Below are 18255 nucleotides of genomic sequence, written 5' to 3'. Positions count from 1 at the left end.
GAGGAGGGGCCTCCAATCATGTCCGGCTCAGCGGGCCCGGAGCCCTGGCGAGCCTAGGCCGCGCGGGTCTCGGAGCCCGGAGCCCCAGGGGCCGCCGAGCCCGAGGGGGGCTGCTGCCCGCTCTTGCGCACGCGCCGGTCGTGCAGCAGCTGCATCACCGCGGCGAGCACCGTGAAGGACACCACCAGCGTGGTGATCAGGCCGATGCAGGCCACCAGGCCCATGGAGCGCAGGCCGTTGTGGCTGGCCCACAGCAGCGCGCCGAAGCCGGACACCGCCGTCAGGGTGGACGAGGCCACCGCGGCGCCCACGCTGCGCAGCGCCACCACGGGCGAGGTGCCCTCCAGGAAGCGGTGGAGCAGGTACAGGCCGTGGCTCACCCCGAAGCCCAGGAGGATGGGCAGGATGATGATGTTCATGAAGTTCAGCCGCAGATCGAAGATGGACATGAACCCCAACATCATCCCCAGGCCCACCGTGAGCGGAATCACGGAGGCGAGCGCCAGCGGCACGCTGCGGAAGTCCGCGAAGTGCATGACGAGGATCCACAGCGCCACCAGCAGCACGGTGAGCTGGCCATCCTTGAGGACGATCCGCGCCAGCCGCGCGTAGAGCTGCGCGGCGCCGGCGGAGCGGTACTCGTGGCCGGAGGCCGTCTTGATGACGCCCGTCTCGTCGGCGAACTGGAGCATCAGCTTGCCATCCCACAGGTCCACGCTCGGGTAGATGAAGGTGAGGTAGCCGTGGTTCTCCACCTTGGTGGTGGGCAGGTGGCGGAACTGCTTGGCGTAGATCTCGGGCACGCCGTTCACGTCGAAGGGCCGCGCCTCCAGCATCTTCTTGAAGATGGCGGCCTTGTCCTGCAGCTCGGGCGGCAGGGAGGTGACGTCGATGTCCTTCAGCTCGTCCTGCCACTCCTGGAGGATCTTCGCGTTGGCCTGGGCGACTTCCGGCGGCGGTACGAAGGTGTAGACGCTCACCACCTGATCAATGGACTTGTACTTGTCCTTGTGCTGCGTCAGCTCGTCGTAGACCTCCTTCGCCTCCTCGAGCGTCTTCGTGTAGACGGCGATGGGGTCGCTGGAGATCTGGAAGCGCCGGCTGATCTCGTCCTGCAGGTGGACGGAGGGCTGGTTGGCGGGCATCAGCGCGCGGGTGTTGTAGTTGAAGCGCACGCCGTGGGTGATGCGCTGGAAGAAGCTCAGCTCCTGGCTGGCGGGCACATCCTCGCTGCTCCAGGGGATCGCGCACGCGCACACCGCCACGACGATGAGGGTGCTGATGCTCAGCAGCAGGCCGGGCCGTGGGAAGCGGATCTCCTTCCCCGAGGCGTTGTTGGTGGCCGGCGGCTTCATGGTGCCAATGAGGCGCTCGGGCAGGGTGGGGTTCATGCGCCCGATGAGCGACAGCAGCGCCGGGCTCCACGAGAACAGGGTGAGGCCGAGGATGAGCGTGCCGCAGCCGGCCAGGAAGCCGAACTGGCTGAAGCCGCGGAACTCGCTGACCATCAGCACGAAGAACGAGCCGCTGGTCACCACCGCGGACACCATGGCGGGCCGGCCCGCGTTGATGATGGCATCCCGGATGGCGATGTCGTACGGCTTGCCGGCGCCCAGCTCCAGCCTCGTGCGGAAGACGAAGTGGATGCCGAAGTCGATGCCGAACCCCATCAGGATTCCGCCCAGGATGCTGGTGATCATGTTGAGCTCACCCACGGTGGCGTAGGTGAAGCCCATGGTGATGACGGTGCCAATCACCATGCCGCTCACCACGATGGCCGTGGGAGCCCACTTGCGGAAGAACGCGATGGTGATGCCCAGGATGGCCAGGAAGGCGATGATGGCCACCGGCGTGAGCGAGTCGTGGATGGCGTACGAGTCATCCACCGCCGTCTTGTACGAGCCGGTGAAGCCATAGGCGACCGTCTTCGCGTCGCCCATCAAGTCGTAGTCCTCCACCAGCTTCACGCCCTGCGGGTTCGTCTTCGAGTACTCGGCGATGTCCTTGCTGAGCTTCTCGACGTAGGCCTTCGTCTTGCCGATCTCGTTGGTGTCCCACATCGGCTTGATGAGCATCATCATCATCTTGCGGTCGCGCGAGATGTAGTAGTCGTCGATGATGCTCTTCTTGCCGACGCTCGAGTACTTCTTGATCAGATCCTGAAGGTCGAGCTTCACGGGCTCGGTCTTCTTCAGCTCGATGAAGAAGGGGTTGTTGCGGCGCAGCTGGTCCTTCATGTAGGCGCTGATGCGCCGCTTGCCCTCGGCCAGGTCCTCCGTCTTGATGAAGAGGGCCATGTTCTGCTGCATGAACTCGACGGGCAGCTTGTAGGTGATGAAGCGGACGTTCTCCTTGTCCGCCTCGAGCTTCATCGCCATGTCATCCGCGACGCGCTTGAGCGTGGCCTCATCGGACGAGCGCAGCGCGAGCATGAAGTAGCCGCTGCCACCCACCATGTCGATGATGCGCTTGACCTCCTTCACCTCGGGGAGATCCTGGGAGATCAGATCGAGCTGGTTGGAGTTGATGGTCAGCTTCGACGTGCCGTAGGCGGAGATACCCAGCAGCGCGAGGATGACGAGGAGAACGAGGCCCGGCCTGCGGACCATCAGTCCAGCGTAGGCGAGAGCGAAGCGATTAGGCGGGTGGTTCGACGAGGCGCTCATGTGCGCAGGACCCTACCGGCAAATGGCCTCGCCCGGAAGCAGTGCCTGGGCGCTCGGCTGCTGGGGCAACGGCCACACTGCCAGAGTGAGAGGACGAGGGGAGGGGCGCCGGCTCCTGAGCAGAGGAAGTCCGGCGCCTACATAGACCAAAGGCCCCCTCCCATGACGAGAGGAGGCCCGGCGGGATGCCACGGAGGCGAGCGGCCTACTTCAGGGTGACCTTCTCCAGCTCCTTGTTCTTCTCGCGCATGGCCTTGAGCAGCGCGTCCCAGCCGCCGTCCTTCAGCAGCGGCTGGACCTGATCATCGCGGATGCCGGTGAGCATCGAGTCGCCGAGCACCGCCACATCCACCACCTTCCAGCCGGCCTTGTCCTTGGCCAGGGCGTACTTGAGCTTGAGCTCCTGCTTCTTCAGCGGGTGGTCGATGACGATGGTGGAGGCCACCTTCGCCTCATCACCCTTCACCTCGGGGTCGTCGTAGGTGATGGAGGCCAGGTTCTTGAAGTTGTCGCGGACCTTGGGGAAGGCGATCTTCGCGAAGAGGGTGTGGAACAGCTCGATGAACTCCTTGCGCTGGGGCTCGGAGGCCTTGTCCCAGGCGGCGCCCAGGAGGAAGCGGGCCTGCTGCTCCCCGCCGAAGTACTTGAGGGCGGCCAGGTCCTTGCCGTAGCGCACGGACTGGACGACGGTCTTCACGGGCTTGGCCACCTCCTCGTTCGCCGCGGCGAACGCCGGGACGGAGAGTGCGAGGACGGCCAGGAGGGAGACGGTGCGGAGGCGAGCGTTCATACGGATCCTTGTTCCAGTCAAAAGGAAGCGGCGGCTTCCTGTAGTCCAGGGGAACGGCGCATGCCTGGGAAAATTCACGTGAAGGGCACCGGCCCTCGGCTGGCCGGCTGGCGGCACTGAGTGAATTCCAGGCCCTCTCAGGGGGTTTGACTGAGGAAGGACCGCACGTTTACTGTGCGCTGCGCCGTAGCCGTCTGTGGTCCGAGCCTTCCTGTTACTCTCTGAGAAGACATGCCTACCGACTTCCTGTTCACGTCTGAATCCGTCACTGAAGGGCACCCCGACAAGATCGCCGATCAGATCTCCGACGGCGTGCTGGATGCCATCATCGCCAAGGACCCGCAGGGCCGCGTCGCCGTGGAGACGCTGGTCAAGACAGGTCTGGCCATCGTCGCGGGCGAGGTGACGACCAACTGTTACGTGGACATCCCGAAGATCGTCCGCTCGACCATCTGCCGCATCGGCTACACGGACAGCTCGATGGGCTACGACGGCAACACCTGCGGCGTGATGGTGGCCATCGAGGGGCAGAGCCAGGACATCGCCCGCGGCGTCGACAACAAGAAGGAGCAGGGCGCCGGCGACCAGGGGATGATGTTCGGCTACGCCTGCGACGAGACGCCGGAGCTGATGCCGGCCCCCATCCACTACGCCCACGCGCTCACCCGCCGCCTGGCGGACGTGCGCCGCAAGCAGCACCAGTGGATCCGCCCGGACGGCAAGAGCCAGGTCACCGTGGAGTACAAGGACGGCCGCCCGGTGCGCATCGACACGGTGGTGGTGTCCACGCAGCACGCGGATGACATCTCCAACAAGAAGATCCACGAGGCCATCCGCGAGGACGTCATCGCCAAGGCCCTGCCGGCGAAGCTGCTGGACAAGAAGACCAAGTTCTTCATCAACCCCACCGGGCGGTTCGTGGTGGGCGGCCCCATGGGCGACTCGGGCGTGACGGGCCGGAAGATCATCGTCGACACCTACGGCGGCATGGGCCGGCACGGCGGTGGCGCCTTCTCGGGCAAGGACCCGTCCAAGGTGGACCGCTCGGCGGCGTACATGGGCCGCTACATCGCCAAGAACGTGGTGGCCGCCGGCCTGGCGCGCCGCTGCGAGGTGCAGGTCTCCTACGCCATCGGCGTGGCGGACCCGGTGAGCGTGATGGTGGAGACCTTCGGCACGGCCACCGTGCCCGAGGAGAAGATCGCCCAGGCGGTGCGCCAGGTGTTCGGTCTGCGCCCGCGCGAGATCACCGAGCACCTGGATCTGCTGCGGCCCATCTACCAGAAGACCGCCGCGTACGGGCACTTCGGCCGCGCCGAGAAGGAGTTCACCTGGGAGCGCACGGACAAGAAGGATCTGCTGCGTGAGGCGCTGGGCGGCTCGTCGCGGCTGAAGGCCGTGGGCAGCCCGTAAGCGGCTCGCCGCGGAACCTCTGGAATGGAAGAAGCGCGCGAGGCCCGGGTTCGGGTCCCGCGCGTTTCTTTTTTTGGAGCTTGGAGGGGAAAGGTTGCTGCCCGAGTGGAGAAGCCACTTTGGGTGACCTTTTCAGGTCTGGAGCGGATTCGAACCGCGTCGCTTTGCAGGCGATTTACCAGAGCGTGTAGGGCCTCACCGGCCGGGCAGCTGAAGGGAGGGACGAAATGGTCCGGAAAATCCTGACGGCGCCCCCTTCACCCGGGGAAGGTCGCCAGCGTGAGCGCCTCCGGAGGCCCCTTCAGCTCGCTCGGTAGCCGCAGCGCCCCGGACACGTAGCGCCAGCCCGTCCCGTCGTGGCGGAAGTCCGAGCGCTCCACGAAGGAGCGGTCCTTGCCCCGCTCGAAGACCTTGGCGAAGAAGAGCACCTGCGCCACCCCCTGCGCGTCCGGCGGCCGGCGATCCATTACCACCAGCCCCGGGAACTGGTGGCTCTGCGAGAAGGCTCGCAGCTCCTTCACCACTTCTGCCTCCGGCCGGGCCCGGTCCGGGTGGCTGGGGTGTAGGGTCTTCCAGAGGTAGGCCGCCTCCTTGAGCGCGAAGGCGCTGTAGCGCGAGCGCATCAACGCCTCCGCGTCGGGCGGTTCCGCCTCGCCTCGATGGAAGGAGGCGCAGCACTGGCGATAGCGGAGTCCGGAGGAACAGGGACAGGGGGGGGCAGGGGGCATGGCGTGGGCCGGGAGCCTACCGCCATGGCGGGCATGCCCACCTTCGGACGTATCCACGAGTGGACAGCCCGATGGGGTGGATATCGCCCTTGCGGGCAGGGGGTGGAAGGCTTACATCCGGGCTCGCCCTATGAGTCTCATTGAAGCCATCGTCCTCGGGCTGGTCCAGGGACTCACCGAGTTCCTGCCCATCAGCTCCACCGCCCACCTGCGCATCGTCCCGGAGCTGCTTGGCTGGAATGATCCGGGTGCGGCCTACTCCGCCATCATCCAGCTGGGCACCGTCGCTGCCGTGCTCATCTACTTCCGCCGGGATCTGGTGAAGCTCATCGCCGCTTTCTTCCAGGGGCTGAAGAGCCGCCAGCCGTTCGCCACCGTCGAGTCGCGGCTCGCGTGGTTCGTGCTCGTGGGGACGCTCCCCATCGGGGTGCTCGGCCTGGCCTTCAAGAAGTACATCGAGACCTCGCTGCGCTCGCTCTACATCATCTCCGGCAGCTTGATCATCCTGGCGATCATCCTCCTCATCGTGGAGCGCATGGCCGCTCATAAGCGCACCCTGGAGGACATGCGCTGGAAGGACGGGCTGGTCATTGGCGGGTGGCAGGCGCTGGCGCTCATTCCGGGCTCGTCGCGCTCGGGCACCACGCTGACTGGAGCGCTGTCGCTCGGGCTGAAGCGCGAGGACGCGGCCCGCTACTCGTTCCTGCTCTCCATTCCCGCTACCTCACTGGCGGGTATCTTCGAGCTCAAGCACGTGCTGCAGGCTGAGTCTCGGCCCTCCACGCTGGCCCTGGTGACGGGGACACTGGTGGCGTTCGGCTCGGGCCTGGCGGCCATCGCGTGGCTGCTGCGCTACCTGCGCACGCGCTCGACGATGGTTTTCATCGTGTACCGCATCGCGCTCGGGCTGGCGCTGATCGGGTTGCTGCACGCAGGCGTGCTCAAGCCGCTCTCCGGGGTGGAGAACATCGACGTGCCCGAGAAGCCGCTGAAGCCGCCCATGGAGAAGCAGGTCACGGACTGACGTGGACTCGTTCTTCGACAGCCTGGAGGCCTGGCTGGCCTCCCATCCGCCCCGGCCGCTGAACCTGCCGGGGTTGGTGCTGCGTGAGTCCGCGGTGCTCGTTCCGCTCTTCGAGCGCGACGGCGTGCCGCACATCGTCTTCACGCGCCGCCCGGCTCATCTGCGCCATCACGCCAACCAGTTCTCCTTCCCCGGGGGCCGCCGGGATCCGGAGGACTCGACTCCGCTGCACACCGCGCTGCGGGAGACCGAGGAGGAGTTGGGCATCGAGCGCTTGCGAGTGCGGGTGCTCGGTATGTTGAACGAGGTGCCCACGACGACATCGTTCCGCATCCAGCCCTTCGTGGGCATCGTCCCGAGCGATGGGCAGTACCGCCCGAGCGCCGAGGAGGTGGAGTTCATCCTCGAGGTTCCGCTCGCCGGCCTGTTGGATCCGTCCATTCTCCGCACCGAGAAGCGCGCGGCGCGAGGGACGGAGTACGACGTATACTTCTATACCTACAACTCTCACGTCATCTGGGGCGCGACGGCGCGCATCCTCTACAACCTGCTGGAGCACATCCGGCAACTCCGCCTCCGTATTCCCTCCGCTCCCCTGGGGAGAGAGATGAGCTGAGGCGGCTCAGAACTGCAGATAGACGTACGGCCGAGCCTCCACGGAGGTCAGGTGCCGGATGCCCAGACCGAGCGCCACCAGCACCACGGCTCGGGCTGGCGCGGGCAGGCGCACGAAAAGCGTGCCCCCGAGATCGTAGAGCTTCATGGGCAGCGCGTGGCTCACCACCGCCACCGCCAACATCCCCCACACCAGGGTGCTCACGTTGGCCAGCCCGGGCATGAACAGCAGCATGCGCGCGTAGAAGTCGGCCGCGTGCGCCATGTTCGGCGCTCGGAAGACGATGCGCGTGAGCACCACCACCGTGAAGGTGAGGAGCATCCCCACAGCCGTGCGGATGGGCCCCACGGACTCGGACTTCGGGCTGATGCCGCGGAGCCGCCACCACGTGCGGGTGAGGCACAGCCCCACGCCGTGCACGCCCCCCCATATGGCGAAGCGCCAGTCCGCCCCGTGCCACAGGCCTCCCAGCACCATCACCGTCATCAGGTTGAAGAGCACTCGCGGCTCCGAGCGCCGATTACCGCCCAGCGGGATGTAGAGGTAGTCCCGCAGCCAGCTCGACAGGCTCATGTGCCAGCGGTTCCAGAACTCGAACAGGTTCTTCGCCAGGTACGGCCGCTTGAAGTTCTCCGGGAACTCGAAGCCGAACAGCGTCGCCGCGCCAATGGCGATGTCCGAGTACCCCGAGAAGTCGAAGTACAGCTCGAAGGTGTAGGCCACCGCCGCCAGCAGGCACTCGGCCGAGGTGTAGGCGCCGGGATCCGCGAACACCGGATCCACCAGCCCGCTGCCCAGCACGTCGGCGATGACCATCTTCTTCACCAGGCCCACGGCGATGCGGTACAGCGCGCGGCCTCCGGCCTCCGCCGTCAGCGTGGGCACCTCGTTGAAGCGCTCCAGCAGCGCCGAGGCGCGCACGATGGGGCCCGAGACGACGCGCGGGAAGAAGAGCAGGTAGAGCAGGTGCTCCAGGTAGCTGTGCTCCGCGCTCGCCTTGCCGCGGTACACGTCCACCACGTAGCTGATGGCCTGGAAGCAGAGGAACGACAGCCCGATGGGCAACAGCAGCCCGAAGGGTTCCTCGCGCACGGCGATGCCCAGCGGCGCCAGCAGCGACCGGGCTGTTTCTCGGAACAGCTCCGCGTACTTGAAGGTGGCCAGCAGGCCCAGGTTGGAAGCCACCGAGGCCGTCACCAGCGCCTTGCGCAGCCCCGGGGACTTCGCTCGGGCCAGGCCCTTGACGATCAGGTGGTCGAACGCCGCGCACCAGAAGAAGACCAGCACGGGCAGCGGCGTCCACACCATGTAGAAGAAGAGGCTCGCCGCGAGCAGCACGCCCAGCCGAGCCACCCGGTGGCGGTGCACCGCCCAGTACAGCGCGAAGGTGAAGGCCAGGAAGGCCAGGAAGGGAATGCTGGTGGACTGCATGTCAGCCTCCCTCCGCGTTCCGAGTGATCGGGGCCGGCGGAGGAATGGGAGCCTGGACCTGCTCTGGAGGCGCCGCCTTGTAGGCCTCGTACGCTCCGAGCAGCTCCTTCACGAAGGACGTGGCGAGCTGCTCGTAGCCGAGCTGCGTCAAGTGCGTGCCGTCCTCATGGCCCAGCACCGGCTCGGAGCGCTGCCAGCGCAGCATGGAGCGCTCGCCGCCCATGGCCGCTCGGGCGGACCAGTAGGCACAGCCCGCGTCGCGCGCCACCACCGGCAACGTGGCGAGCACCTTCCCCAGCGAGACAGCCTCCGTCCAGCGGCCATTCGAATCCTGCGTCAGGCGGTCCGTGGGGCCGATGAGGAGGCACTCCGCGCCGGTCGAGGCGCGCAGCCGGGAGAGCAGGGCGACGTATTCCTTGTGGAGCGCCTCAGGGTCGAGATCCGGTAGACCCGCCTCGTTGGTGCCATACCAGAGCACAAGCAGCTGCGGCGTTCGCGCGGTGAGCTGCGCGTTGAGCGCCGCCGGATCATGGTTGCTCAGGGTGAAGGCCGTGCTGCCGGGCAGGCCCGCCGAGTCGTAGGTGACGCCCGGCTGTTCGAAGTCCAGCGAGGCACCCAGCACCGTGATGGGGCCGCCGCCCGCGTTGGACACCTCGAGCGAATGAATCGGGCCCGTGACGGGGAACGTGCGGATGCGCACCGTGGGCACGGTGGCTGGGGCGAGAGGCGGTTCCTCGGGCGCTACGGGCGCTCCGTCCACCTTCACTTCCATCTTTCCGGCGCCCGGCGCGTCCAGCCAGTACAGGGCCAACTTCGCCCGAGGCGACTTCGCGGGCGCACAGCCTTCGCAGAACTGGATGCGCATCGAGGCTCCTGGGGCCCCCACCGCGCGGATGCCACTGAGCCCCCACGACTCACCGGGCTTGGCCTCCGGCTGGAGCGCGTCCAGCACCTGCCATTCGCCTGTCAGCTCTCGCGCTACGTGGGCGGCGGCCAGCCGGGCAGAGGGCTTGCCCGCCGCGATGAAGCCGCGCCCTCCGTCTCCAAAGGTCTGGGTGAGCGCGCCTCGGACCGCGTCCGTGAAGTAGTGGGCCGCCGTGTGCGACGCGCCGAGCTGGACGATGCCCAGCCGCTCCGTGCTCTTCTTCTCCTCCAGCGCTTGCAGCCGCGCGAAGGTGCCCTTGAGCGCCGTGGCGCCGTCGATCAGGCCCGGTGGATCCTCGACCGCGAGCAGCGGACGGTGGGCCTTGGCGTAGGCGCGCTGGAGCGCGATGTCGAAGAGGTGGCCCATCAGGTCCGAGCCCCTCGCTCGCGGGTGCACCAGGTCCTCGTTGAACAGGCCCGCGGACAGCCACTTGATGGAGGCGCCCTCGCCGCCCATGGCCGACAGCGCATCCCAGAAGGCACAGCCGCCTTCACGCGCCACCTCGCGGAATATGTCTCCCACTTCCTTCGAGCCTCGGCGCGGCACCAGCTCTCCGCCCATCGTCCGCACCGCCGCGTCGATCGGCGACATGATCAGGCACGCGGAGTCCGGCACCGCCTCGTGCACCCACTTCACCAGCTGCGTCGCGTGGGCGCGAATCTCGTCGGGGGTGATGCGGTTGCGCGAGATGTAGAATGCCTCGTTGCCGCCCACCATCAGCACCACCAGCGAGGGCTTGCGGTGGCGGAGCTGTGCGCGAAAGGCCGCGGGCTGGGCTCGGAGGAAGACCTCCGCCGTGGCGCCCGGCAGGCCGATGGTGTCGTAGACGATGCCCGGCAGGCCGGTCTCGAGCGAGACGCCGTGCAGCTCCACCTTGCCGATCGTCTGCAGCGAGAGCGTCTTCGTGTCCTCGGGCAGCGCGAAGCGGGAGAAGGCCACTCCCGGTAGCTCGAAGCGGGTGAGCAGGCGCTGCAGGGGCTTGCCGTCCGCGCTGAACTGCACCGAGCCGCCGTTGGGCTGGGTCTGGAAGAACAGCTCCGCGACCCGAGCGCCCTCCGCCGGGAAGCGCACGCTCTGCGAGCCGGCGGTGCCCCCGGACGCGAAGGCCACGCCCGTGTAGCCCAGCCGATCCTTGGGGTAGTTGCGATCGATGAGGCGGGTGATCTGCCAGCCCTCGCTCGCGGTGCCTGTGCGCACCGCGCGCCCAGAGCCCGTGGGCCGGTCCACGAAGAGGAAGCCCTTGCCACCCGAGCCGTGCCGCTCCTGGAGCCGCGCCCGGATCATGTCCGTGATGTGATCCGAGGCGATCAGCGAGTCGCCCAGGTGCACTACTCGCACGGGCTGGCGCCGCTGGTCCTCACGCAGCTCGTTCAAGGCCGTGAAGAAGGGAGCCAGCCCGCTCTCCTCGCACCCGGACGGGCCCATGCGACGGCAGCCCAGCTCAATGTCCACGTGCTGGGCGCCCATCTTCTCGCGCAGCGCCTCCAGGGAGAGCGCCCGGGCCCGAGTGAGGGTGCTCAGCCCCTCCAGATCGGACGGAGGCGCCGTGGCGAGGGGGCCATCCTCTTCCGCCGCTGGAGTCTCGTCCTCGGGGGGAGGACCCTCCTCGGCGGCGGGAGCATGGGGCGCCGCACCCGCCAGCGCGTCGTCGCCCCCGCGCCTCGGAGCGCCCTTTCCCATCAAGGACTTGGGCAGCACGAGCTCCGCGAGCCGTGGCGCCAGAGGGCCTTCCTTGCTGAGGCTCGGAATAGGACGGTAAGCCTCCGGCAGCGGCGCCAGGGACAGCCCGAGCGCGAGCGCCGCCGTAAGGACGATCGTCCATCCGGTGGATTTGGCCTTGAGGTCCAACGTCCGGCCATGAGACTGGCTTTTTGGCGCGGGGTCAAAACTCTGATCATCGATGCCCCGGCTGCCAGCCAGCAGGGCATCCGAGCGGTGGAAGTGGGCTCCCTTCCGGCCGGGAGGCGCTATGGTGCGCCGCCTCATGGCCCTCTATCCCGTCATCATGGCCGGTGGGTCCGGCACCCGCTTCTGGCCCCTGTCCCGCCAGGCCCGTCCCAAGCAGTTCCTCCCCCTCGCCTCGAAGAGCCCGCTGATCACCGACACGGCCTCCCGGCTCAAGGGGCTGGCCTCGATGAAGAACACCTTCATCGTCTGTGGGCCGCTCCACGCGAAGGCCGCCGCGAAGCTGGTCAAGGGGCTGCCGAAGCAGAACCTCCTGGTGGAGCCCATGGCGCGCAATACCGCTCCGGCCATCGCGCTCGCCACGGTGCAGGTGGCCGCGAGGGATCCGAAGGGGATCCTCATCGTGCTCCCGTCGGATCATCACGTGGCCAACCCGGAGGCATTTCGGCGGACGCTCGCCGAGGCCGCGCGTATCGCCGAGGCCGGCCACATCGTCACCCTGGGCATCAAGCCCCACCGCCCGGAGACGGGCTACGGCTATATCCAGGTCGGCGAGCCCCTGGAGGGCGGTGGGCGAAAGGTGAAGGCCTTCAAGGAGAAGCCGAACCTGGAGACAGCTCGGGGCTACGTGGACTCGGGCGAGTTCCTGTGGAACGGCGGCATCTTCGTGTTCCGTGCGGATGTGATGCTCGAGGCCTTCGCCCAGCACATGCCCGAGATGCAGAAGGGGCTGGGGGCCCTGAGCGCGGCGGTGGGCAAGCGGACGTTCCCCGCGGTGCTCAAGCGCGTGTTCCCCAAGCTGCCGTCCATCTCGATCGATTACGGAGTGATGGAGAAGGCCTCGAACATCGCCGTGCTGCCTGGGGACTTTGGCTGGTCGGACGTGGGCTCCTTTGCCGCCATCCCCGAGGTGCGCCCCGCGGACGAGCGCGGCAACGTCGTCTCCGGCCCCGAGTCCATCGTGGTGGACTGCAATGGCTGTGTGGTGATTGGGGACAAGCGTCCGCTGGCGGTGGTGGGGCTGACGGACGTGGTGGTGGTGGACGCGGGAGACGCGGTGCTCGTGGTGCCCAAGGACAAGAGCCAGGACGTGCGCAAGGTCGTCGAGGCGCTCAAGGCTCGCAAGCGCCAGACGTTCCTGTAGCCACGGCGATGCGTGCTCCCGCGGCCCGGCTCACGGAGAGGGCTCTGGGAGCTGCGCTCACTCCTCCTCGGGCGGCGCCTCCATGTACTCGGGGGCGTTGATACCCAGCAGCGCGAAGGCGCTGCGCAGCGTCTGCTTCAGCGCCGCCACCAGCGCCAGCCGACCCTGCGTCTTCTCCACGTCCGAGCTGATGATCGGGTCCGTCTTGTACTTCGTATAGTAGCTGTGGAAGTCGGTGATCAGCTCCTGGCAGAAGTACAGCACGTGGTGAGGCTCGAGCCGCTCGGCGGCGCTGGCCACCACGTCCGGCAGCTGGCTCATCTTCTTCAGCATCGCCAGCTCCTCGGGCAGCGTCAGCCGCGCGAGCTGCGCCTGCGTGAGGTTCTCCGCCCCGACGAACGGTGTGCCCTTCTCCACCGCCTTCTTCAGGATGCTCGCGCACCGCGCGTGGCCGTACTGGAAATAGAAGACCGGGTTGTCCTTCGACTGCTTCTGCACCAGGTCCAAGTCGAAGTCGAAGCGCGAGTTCGCGGTCTTGATCAGGAACAGGAACCGGCACACATCCGGGCCCACCTCGTCGATGAGGTCCGCCAGCTCGAACACCGTGCCCTTGCGCTTGCTGACCTTCACCTCTTCGCCGCCGCGAGTGATTCGCACCAGCTGCACCAGCAGGAAGTCCAGCTTCTTCGGATCCAGCCCGAGCAGGATCATCCCCGCCTTGATGCGCGGCACGTGCCCCGCGTGGTCCGCGCCGAACACGTCGATCATCCGATCGAAGCCCCGGTCGTACTTCTCCTTGTGGTACGCGAGGTCCGCCGTCAGGTACACCGGCGTCCCGTCGTGCCGGAGAATCACGCGGTCCTCATCGTCCCCGTGCTGGCTCGTCACCAGGAAGGTGCCACCCTTCTGACGCTCCGTGTACTGCGCGGCCTTGCTGTCCTCGCTGCGGACTTTTTCGGTGTCGCGCCGGGCCTCGGACGCCTCGTAGGTGACGCCCCGCTTCTTGTACTCCCCGGCGATGGCCACCACCTTGCCCGAGGTGTGCAGCGATGCCTCGCTGAAGAACACGTCGTGCCGGATGTTCGCCTTCTCCAGCGTGGCCTTGATGGCCTTCAGGTTCTCCCGGATGGCCACCGCGATCGCCTCCGGCATCCACTCGGACTCCGGCGCCCGCAGGTACTTCTCGCCCACCTCCGCCCTCCACGTCTTCGCGATGTCGATGACGTACTCGGCCGGGTACTCGCCCTCGGCCAGCTCGATCTGCTCGCCGAAGAGCTGCCGGTAGCGCTTGTGCACCGTGCGGCCCAGCGTCTCCACCTGCTTGCCGTAGTCGTTGATGTAGAACTCGCGCGTCACGTCGTGCCCGGCCGCGTCCAAGAGCCGCGCCACCGCGTCGCCCATGAACGCCCCGCGCGCATGGCCGATATGCACCGGGCCCGTGGGGTTGGCCGACACGAACTCCACCATGATGCGTTTGCCCGTCGACTTCGGCGCCCGCCGCCCGAACGTCTCCCCGGCGCTCAGCACCTCCCGCGCCACCTGCTGGATGACCTGCTCCTTGAGCGTGAAGTTCAGGAAGCCCGGGCCCGCCACCTCCACCTTGGCGACGATGCCCTCCTTGTCCACCAGCCCCTTCACGATGGCGTTCGCGAGGTCGCGGGGCGGCTTGCCCTCGGGCTTGGTGAGCAGCATCGCCACGTTCACCGCCCAGTCGCCGTGGGCTGCGTTCTTGGGGGGCTCCACGGTGTAGCCGGGCACCTGCTCCAGCTTGAGCGTGCCGGCCGCCTTGAGCGCCTGGAGCGTTGCATCGATGAGAGCGAAAACCTTCTGCCGCATGGGGACTCCAATAACGGGACTTGAGGGCTGCGCAATCTAGGCAGAATCCGCGCGGGCTTCACGGCTTCCGTGCGCCCTCTGCTGACGGATGCACTCTCGGTGACTTGACGCAGGAAGCGGCCCTCCTCATTGTGCCGCGCCTCATGCCCGTCCTGCGTGGTGCCGTCACCTTCTCACGCTTCCTCGTCGAGCCCGCCGAGGGAGCTGCCGCGGACCTCAAGCGCTCGCTGTCTCGCGCTCTGAAGGCCCGAGCCTTCGCCCCCATCGATCGCCGCTCCGAGGAGGAGCGGGCCGCCGGCTTCGTCGAGCTGGAGAATCACGACGCCACCGAGTTCTCCGCCGGCGCCCTCTTCTATGGAGAGTACGCCCTGTTCGGGTACCGCATCGACACCATCAAGGTGCCCGGCCCCGTGCTCCGCGCCGAGGTCGACAAGTGGGCCGCCGCCTTCGAGAAGGAGAAGGGCCGTCCGCCCAGCCGTGGAGAGAAGGGCGAGAACCGCTCCTCGCTGCGCCAGGTGCTCCGCAACCGCGCCGTGCCCCTCACCAAGGTGCATGACGTGAGCTGGAACCTGAAGTCGCGGCAGCTTCAGATCTGGGCCGCCTCGCGCAAGGCCGTGGAGGAGGTGCTCAACGCCGTGGAGACGGGCTTCAAGGTGAAGCTCACCCCGCTCATCCCCGCCTCGGCGGCGGCGCGCATGGGCATTGATGAGGCGACGCTGGGACCGACCGCGGAGCTGATTGGTGTGGAGCTGGCGGCCGAGCTGCCGGTGGAGGTGAGCCATGGGGAAGCGTGAGCAGGCCCGCGAGGAAGCGGCCTTCATGCGAGGGGATGTCGGCGTCGATGGCGCCGCCACCGAGGAGAAGCAGGACGAGGCCGAGGTCGAGCGCGGCAAGGCCCGCGAGGCCCTGCTGCGCGGCAAGGCGTACCTGGGGCGGGAGTTCCTCACCTGGCTGCTGTGGCGCTCGGAGGAGGGCGAGCCGCTGGCCCAGTTCGACAAGGCTGGGCTCACCGTGCTGTTCCTCGGGCGCGTGGTGCTCAAGGGCGTCAGCGGGGATGTCACCGAGCTGTCCGCTCGTGGCTCCATGGCGCCGTACTCGGAGCAGGTGAAGCACTCGCTGGATCGCGGCCTGCTCGTCCACCAGGCGCGCTTGCGCATCACCCACGGCGAGCGCGCGTTCGAAGTCACGGTGGACGCCGAGTTCCTCGACATCCGCGCCGCCAAGCTCCCGGAGCTGATGAGTGAGGAGGAGGACTCCCGGCTCGACGAGCGGCTGTATCTGTCCGAGCAGCTCTCCGCGATGATCCACACCCTGGTCGAGACGTTCATCGCCGTGCGCGCCGGACGCGCTTGGAACAAGCAGGTGGTCCCCGCGATGAAGGAGTGGATGCGCGGCGAGGAGGGCACCCGGAAACAGACGGCCCTCCAGCGCGCCGCCCACGTGCGCAAGCGGTAGGCGCACCGGCTCCCACGCCTCGCACCGTTGCAGAAGTCCCCACGTGTGGCACCCCGCCTCGCATGACCGGCAATCTCGGAAAAGCCGGTAGATGCTGGAGTCTCTTTGCGGGGTACATCGGTAGAAATGACAGCCACGCTCCACCCGGAGTTGCGCGCCTCCGTGCCGCTCCGAGGGTTTCGAACGTCCGATAAGCCACCTCAGCGCTCTGCACGAAGGTTGCAGTGATCCGGCTCGCGCATTTCGGGGGGGTTGGGGATCGATGTGGGGGTGGCGGTCATGAGATGCGTTCGATGCCAGGCAATTCACTCGGTCGGCAGTCCCTGTCCGGCCTTCTCAGGTGCCACGGAGATGGACGAGGTCAACTCGCTCGTAGGCCATCACCATGGCCCGCTCCTGCTGGAGCGTTTGATCGGGCTCGGAGCCGTGGGCTCCGTGTACCTGGCGCTGCATCCGCCCACCGGCACGCGCTTCACCGTGAAGGTGTTGCACCCGCCGCTGGCCGCGAACCCCAACGTTCGCACTCGCTTCTACGTCGAGGCGCAGGCGGCCAGCCGGGTCATCCACCGCAACGTCACGCGCGTGCTCGATGCCCGGCCGGGCCCCTGGGATCTGCCCGCCATCCTCATGGAGTACGTCGAGGGCGAGTCCCTGTCGTGCCTGTCCCTGCCGCTGCTGCCCAATGACGTCATCGGGCTGCTCATCCAGGTGCTCGAGGGGCTCGAGGCCGCGCACGCTCGGGGCGTGGTGCACTGCGATCTCAAGCCGGACAACATCGTCCTCACTCGGGACAAGCACGGCGAGCGGCAGGTGAAGGTGCTCGACTTCGGCATGGCCAGCGTCCTGTCCGCGTGCTTCTCCCAGGAGGAGCTGGCGGCGGGCGTGTCCCTGGGCTCGCCCGCGTACATGGCTCCGGAGCAGTGGGAGACCACCGCCGCGGACACGCGCATGGACATGTATGCGCTGGGAGTCATCGGCTACCGGCTCCTCACCGGGCGGCTGCCCTTCGGCCGTGGCCGCGTGGGCGAGGTGCTCCTCAAGCAGCAGGAGATCCGTCCGCCGCCGCCGCACGCCCTGGATGCCCGCGTTCCGCAGGCCCTGTCCATGGTGGTGATGCAGGCCATCGCCCGGCGCCCGGAGGAGCGCTTCCCCAGCGCCCGGGACTTCCAGCTCGCGCTCGTCGCGGCCCAGCGCCGCCTGGCTCGGCCGACGGTGACGCTGCAGGCCGTGGCGCCGCGTGCGGAGGTGCCCTCGGGCCTGCAGGTTCGCGTGGGAGGGCTGGGCAGTCCGGAGGCCCGCTCCGCCCAGGCCAGCGATGTGACGGCCGAGGGGCTCTTCATCGCCTTCGATGGGCCTCCGCCTGCGCTCGCGGCGCGGCTGCCGCTGGAGCTCTCCTTCCAGGGCCGCTCGCTGCTGTGCTCCGGGGACGTGGTGCGCCACGTGTCCCAGGACGAGGCCCGGGCCTGGAATGTCTCCGCGGGGTTCTTCGTCCACTTCGCCGAGCCCTCGGAGGCGCTGCGGGCCCTGGTGACCCAGGCCCGTGGAGGCACCGTCGAGCCGCAGGCCGACGCCGAGCTGGCGCAGCTGCTCACGCGCACCGCCGCGCTCGGCAAGGATCCCTACGTGTTCCTCGGACTGCCGCCCTCCGCGAGCTTCGATGAGGTGCGCCAGCGCTCCGAGGCCGCGCTTCGCCGCGTGGAGGCCTTCTGGGGACGCGCGCTCCCGCAGAGCCAGCGGAAGGAGCTGGAGGCCCTGCGCGCTCGCGTGGAGGCGGCCCAGCGTACGCTCGGTGATCCGCTGACTCGTGCGGGCTTCGACGCCGCCAAGGGCAATGTCCACGGGATCGCCCGCTGCATCGCCGCGGGGCTCTCGGAGCATCAGGTGGCGCCCATGCGCCATGCCTACCTCTCCGCCCGGACCGGCGCCGAGGTCCGCGCGCGCTCTCTCTTCGCCCAGGGCCAGACCCTGGAGGCGCAGCACGCCTTGAAGGCGGCCCTGGATTGCTACGCGCAGGCGCTCGCGCTGGATCCGCTCAACATCCCCGGGCAGCGCCACTACTGGACGCTCCAGCGGAGGATGCGCCCGATGACGACCTCGATCCCCGCGATCGCCCGCTGATCCGCTCCTTCGTTGGAGCCGCTCAGGCTCCAGCGCCAGGGCAAGCCGATCCGGCCGCGGGCCGCTCCACGGCCACACCCAGGGTGACAAATGGCGGCCATCAAGGTGGCCTGACATGCACCCGTCTGCCCGGCGGGAGGCTTGTCTGGCTTTCCTCCTCATGACATGGAGCGCTTGCGCCGGCCCCCGAGGCCGTGAAGCGCT

General features: G+C 68.0%; 13 protein-coding genes. 7 read left to right on the top strand and 6 right to left on the bottom strand.

The features are described 5' to 3' along the window. Positions 1-53 precede the first annotated feature (53 nt). Both ACJ8AT_RS03735 and ACJ8AT_RS03730 read right to left on the bottom strand, forming a co-directional pair. On the bottom strand, positions 54-2666 hold the full coding sequence (locus ACJ8AT_RS03735; RefSeq protein ID WP_407736146.1) for an efflux RND transporter permease subunit: 2613 nt from the start codon (positions 2664-2666) through the stop codon (positions 54-56). Positions 2667-2871: 205 nt separating this feature from the next. Then, positions 2872-3456 carry an ABC transporter substrate-binding protein gene (locus ACJ8AT_RS03730; RefSeq protein ID WP_407736145.1) on the bottom strand — a complete coding sequence of 195 codons (585 nt, stop codon included), beginning with the start codon at positions 3454-3456 and terminating at the stop codon, positions 2872-2874. A gap of 231 nt (positions 3457-3687) precedes the next feature. On the opposite strand from ACJ8AT_RS03730, the gene metK reads away from it, so the two are divergent. Further along, positions 3688-4869, top strand: coding sequence for a methionine adenosyltransferase (metK, locus tag ACJ8AT_RS03725; protein ID WP_407736144.1), 1182 nt, complete (start codon positions 3688-3690; stop codon positions 4867-4869). A 257-nt stretch (positions 4870-5126) separates the two neighbouring features. On the opposite strand, the gene ACJ8AT_RS03720 is transcribed toward metK, so the two are convergent. Beyond that, the gene (locus ACJ8AT_RS03720; protein WP_407736143.1) at positions 5127-5597 is read right to left on the bottom strand and encodes a YchJ family protein; all 471 of its coding nucleotides are present in this window, start codon (positions 5595-5597) and stop codon (positions 5127-5129) included. A gap of 130 nt (positions 5598-5727) precedes the next feature. On the opposite strand from ACJ8AT_RS03720, the gene ACJ8AT_RS03715 reads away from it, so the two are divergent. Both ACJ8AT_RS03715 and ACJ8AT_RS03710 read left to right on the top strand, forming a co-directional pair. Beyond that, positions 5728-6621 carry an undecaprenyl-diphosphate phosphatase gene (locus ACJ8AT_RS03715; protein WP_407736142.1) on the top strand — a complete coding sequence of 298 codons (894 nt, stop codon included), beginning with the start codon at positions 5728-5730 and terminating at the stop codon, positions 6619-6621. A 1-nt stretch (position 6622) separates the two neighbouring features. Continuing rightward, a complete protein-coding gene (locus ACJ8AT_RS03710; protein WP_407736141.1) occupies positions 6623-7237 on the top strand; it encodes a CoA pyrophosphatase in 615 nt (204 codons plus the stop codon). A gap of 6 nt (positions 7238-7243) precedes the next feature. Here ACJ8AT_RS03710 and ACJ8AT_RS03705 read toward each other — a convergent pair whose 3' ends face one another. Further along, positions 7244-8668 (bottom strand): MBOAT family O-acyltransferase, encoded by a 1425-nt coding sequence (locus ACJ8AT_RS03705; protein WP_407736140.1) that lies wholly within the window; start codon positions 8666-8668, stop codon positions 7244-7246. Between the two features lies 1 nt (position 8669). After that, positions 8670-11579 (bottom strand): GDSL-type esterase/lipase family protein, encoded by a 2910-nt coding sequence (locus ACJ8AT_RS03700; RefSeq protein ID WP_407736139.1) that lies wholly within the window; start codon positions 11577-11579, stop codon positions 8670-8672. On the opposite strand from ACJ8AT_RS03700, the gene ACJ8AT_RS03695 reads away from it, so the two are divergent. Next, positions 11578-12642 (top strand): mannose-1-phosphate guanylyltransferase, encoded by a 1065-nt coding sequence (locus tag ACJ8AT_RS03695; protein ID WP_407736171.1) that lies wholly within the window; start codon positions 11578-11580, stop codon positions 12640-12642. The genes ACJ8AT_RS03700 and ACJ8AT_RS03695 overlap by 2 nt on opposite strands. Before the next feature lie 57 nt (positions 12643-12699). On the opposite strand, the gene argS is transcribed toward ACJ8AT_RS03695, so the two are convergent. Beyond that, positions 12700-14478 carry an arginine--tRNA ligase gene (argS, locus tag ACJ8AT_RS03690; protein ID WP_407736138.1) on the bottom strand — a complete coding sequence of 593 codons (1779 nt, stop codon included), beginning with the start codon at positions 14476-14478 and terminating at the stop codon, positions 12700-12702. 143 nt (positions 14479-14621) lie between these two features. Between argS and rdgC the strand changes: the two genes are divergently transcribed. The 3 genes from rdgC (at position 14622) to ACJ8AT_RS03675 (ending at position 18051) form a co-directional block, all read left to right on the top strand. Then, positions 14622-15272, top strand: coding sequence for a recombination-associated protein RdgC (gene rdgC, locus ACJ8AT_RS03685; protein WP_407736137.1), 651 nt, complete (start codon positions 14622-14624; stop codon positions 15270-15272). Further along, the gene (locus ACJ8AT_RS03680; protein ID WP_407736136.1) at positions 15259-15933 is read left to right on the top strand and encodes a hypothetical protein; all 675 of its coding nucleotides are present in this window, start codon (positions 15259-15261) and stop codon (positions 15931-15933) included. Before rdgC ends, ACJ8AT_RS03680 begins: the two co-directional genes overlap by 14 nt. A gap of 351 nt (positions 15934-16284) precedes the next feature. Continuing rightward, entirely contained in the window at positions 16285-18051 is a 1767-nt protein-coding gene (locus ACJ8AT_RS03675) for a protein kinase domain-containing protein (protein WP_407736135.1), read from the top strand. Positions 18052-18255: the final 204 nt, after the last annotated feature.

Source organism: Hyalangium sp. (assembly GCF_045802625.1).
Classification (GTDB): Bacteria; Myxococcota; Myxococcia; order Myxococcales; family Myxococcaceae; genus Hyalangium.
This window is presented reverse-complemented; position numbering and strand designations above follow the sequence as displayed.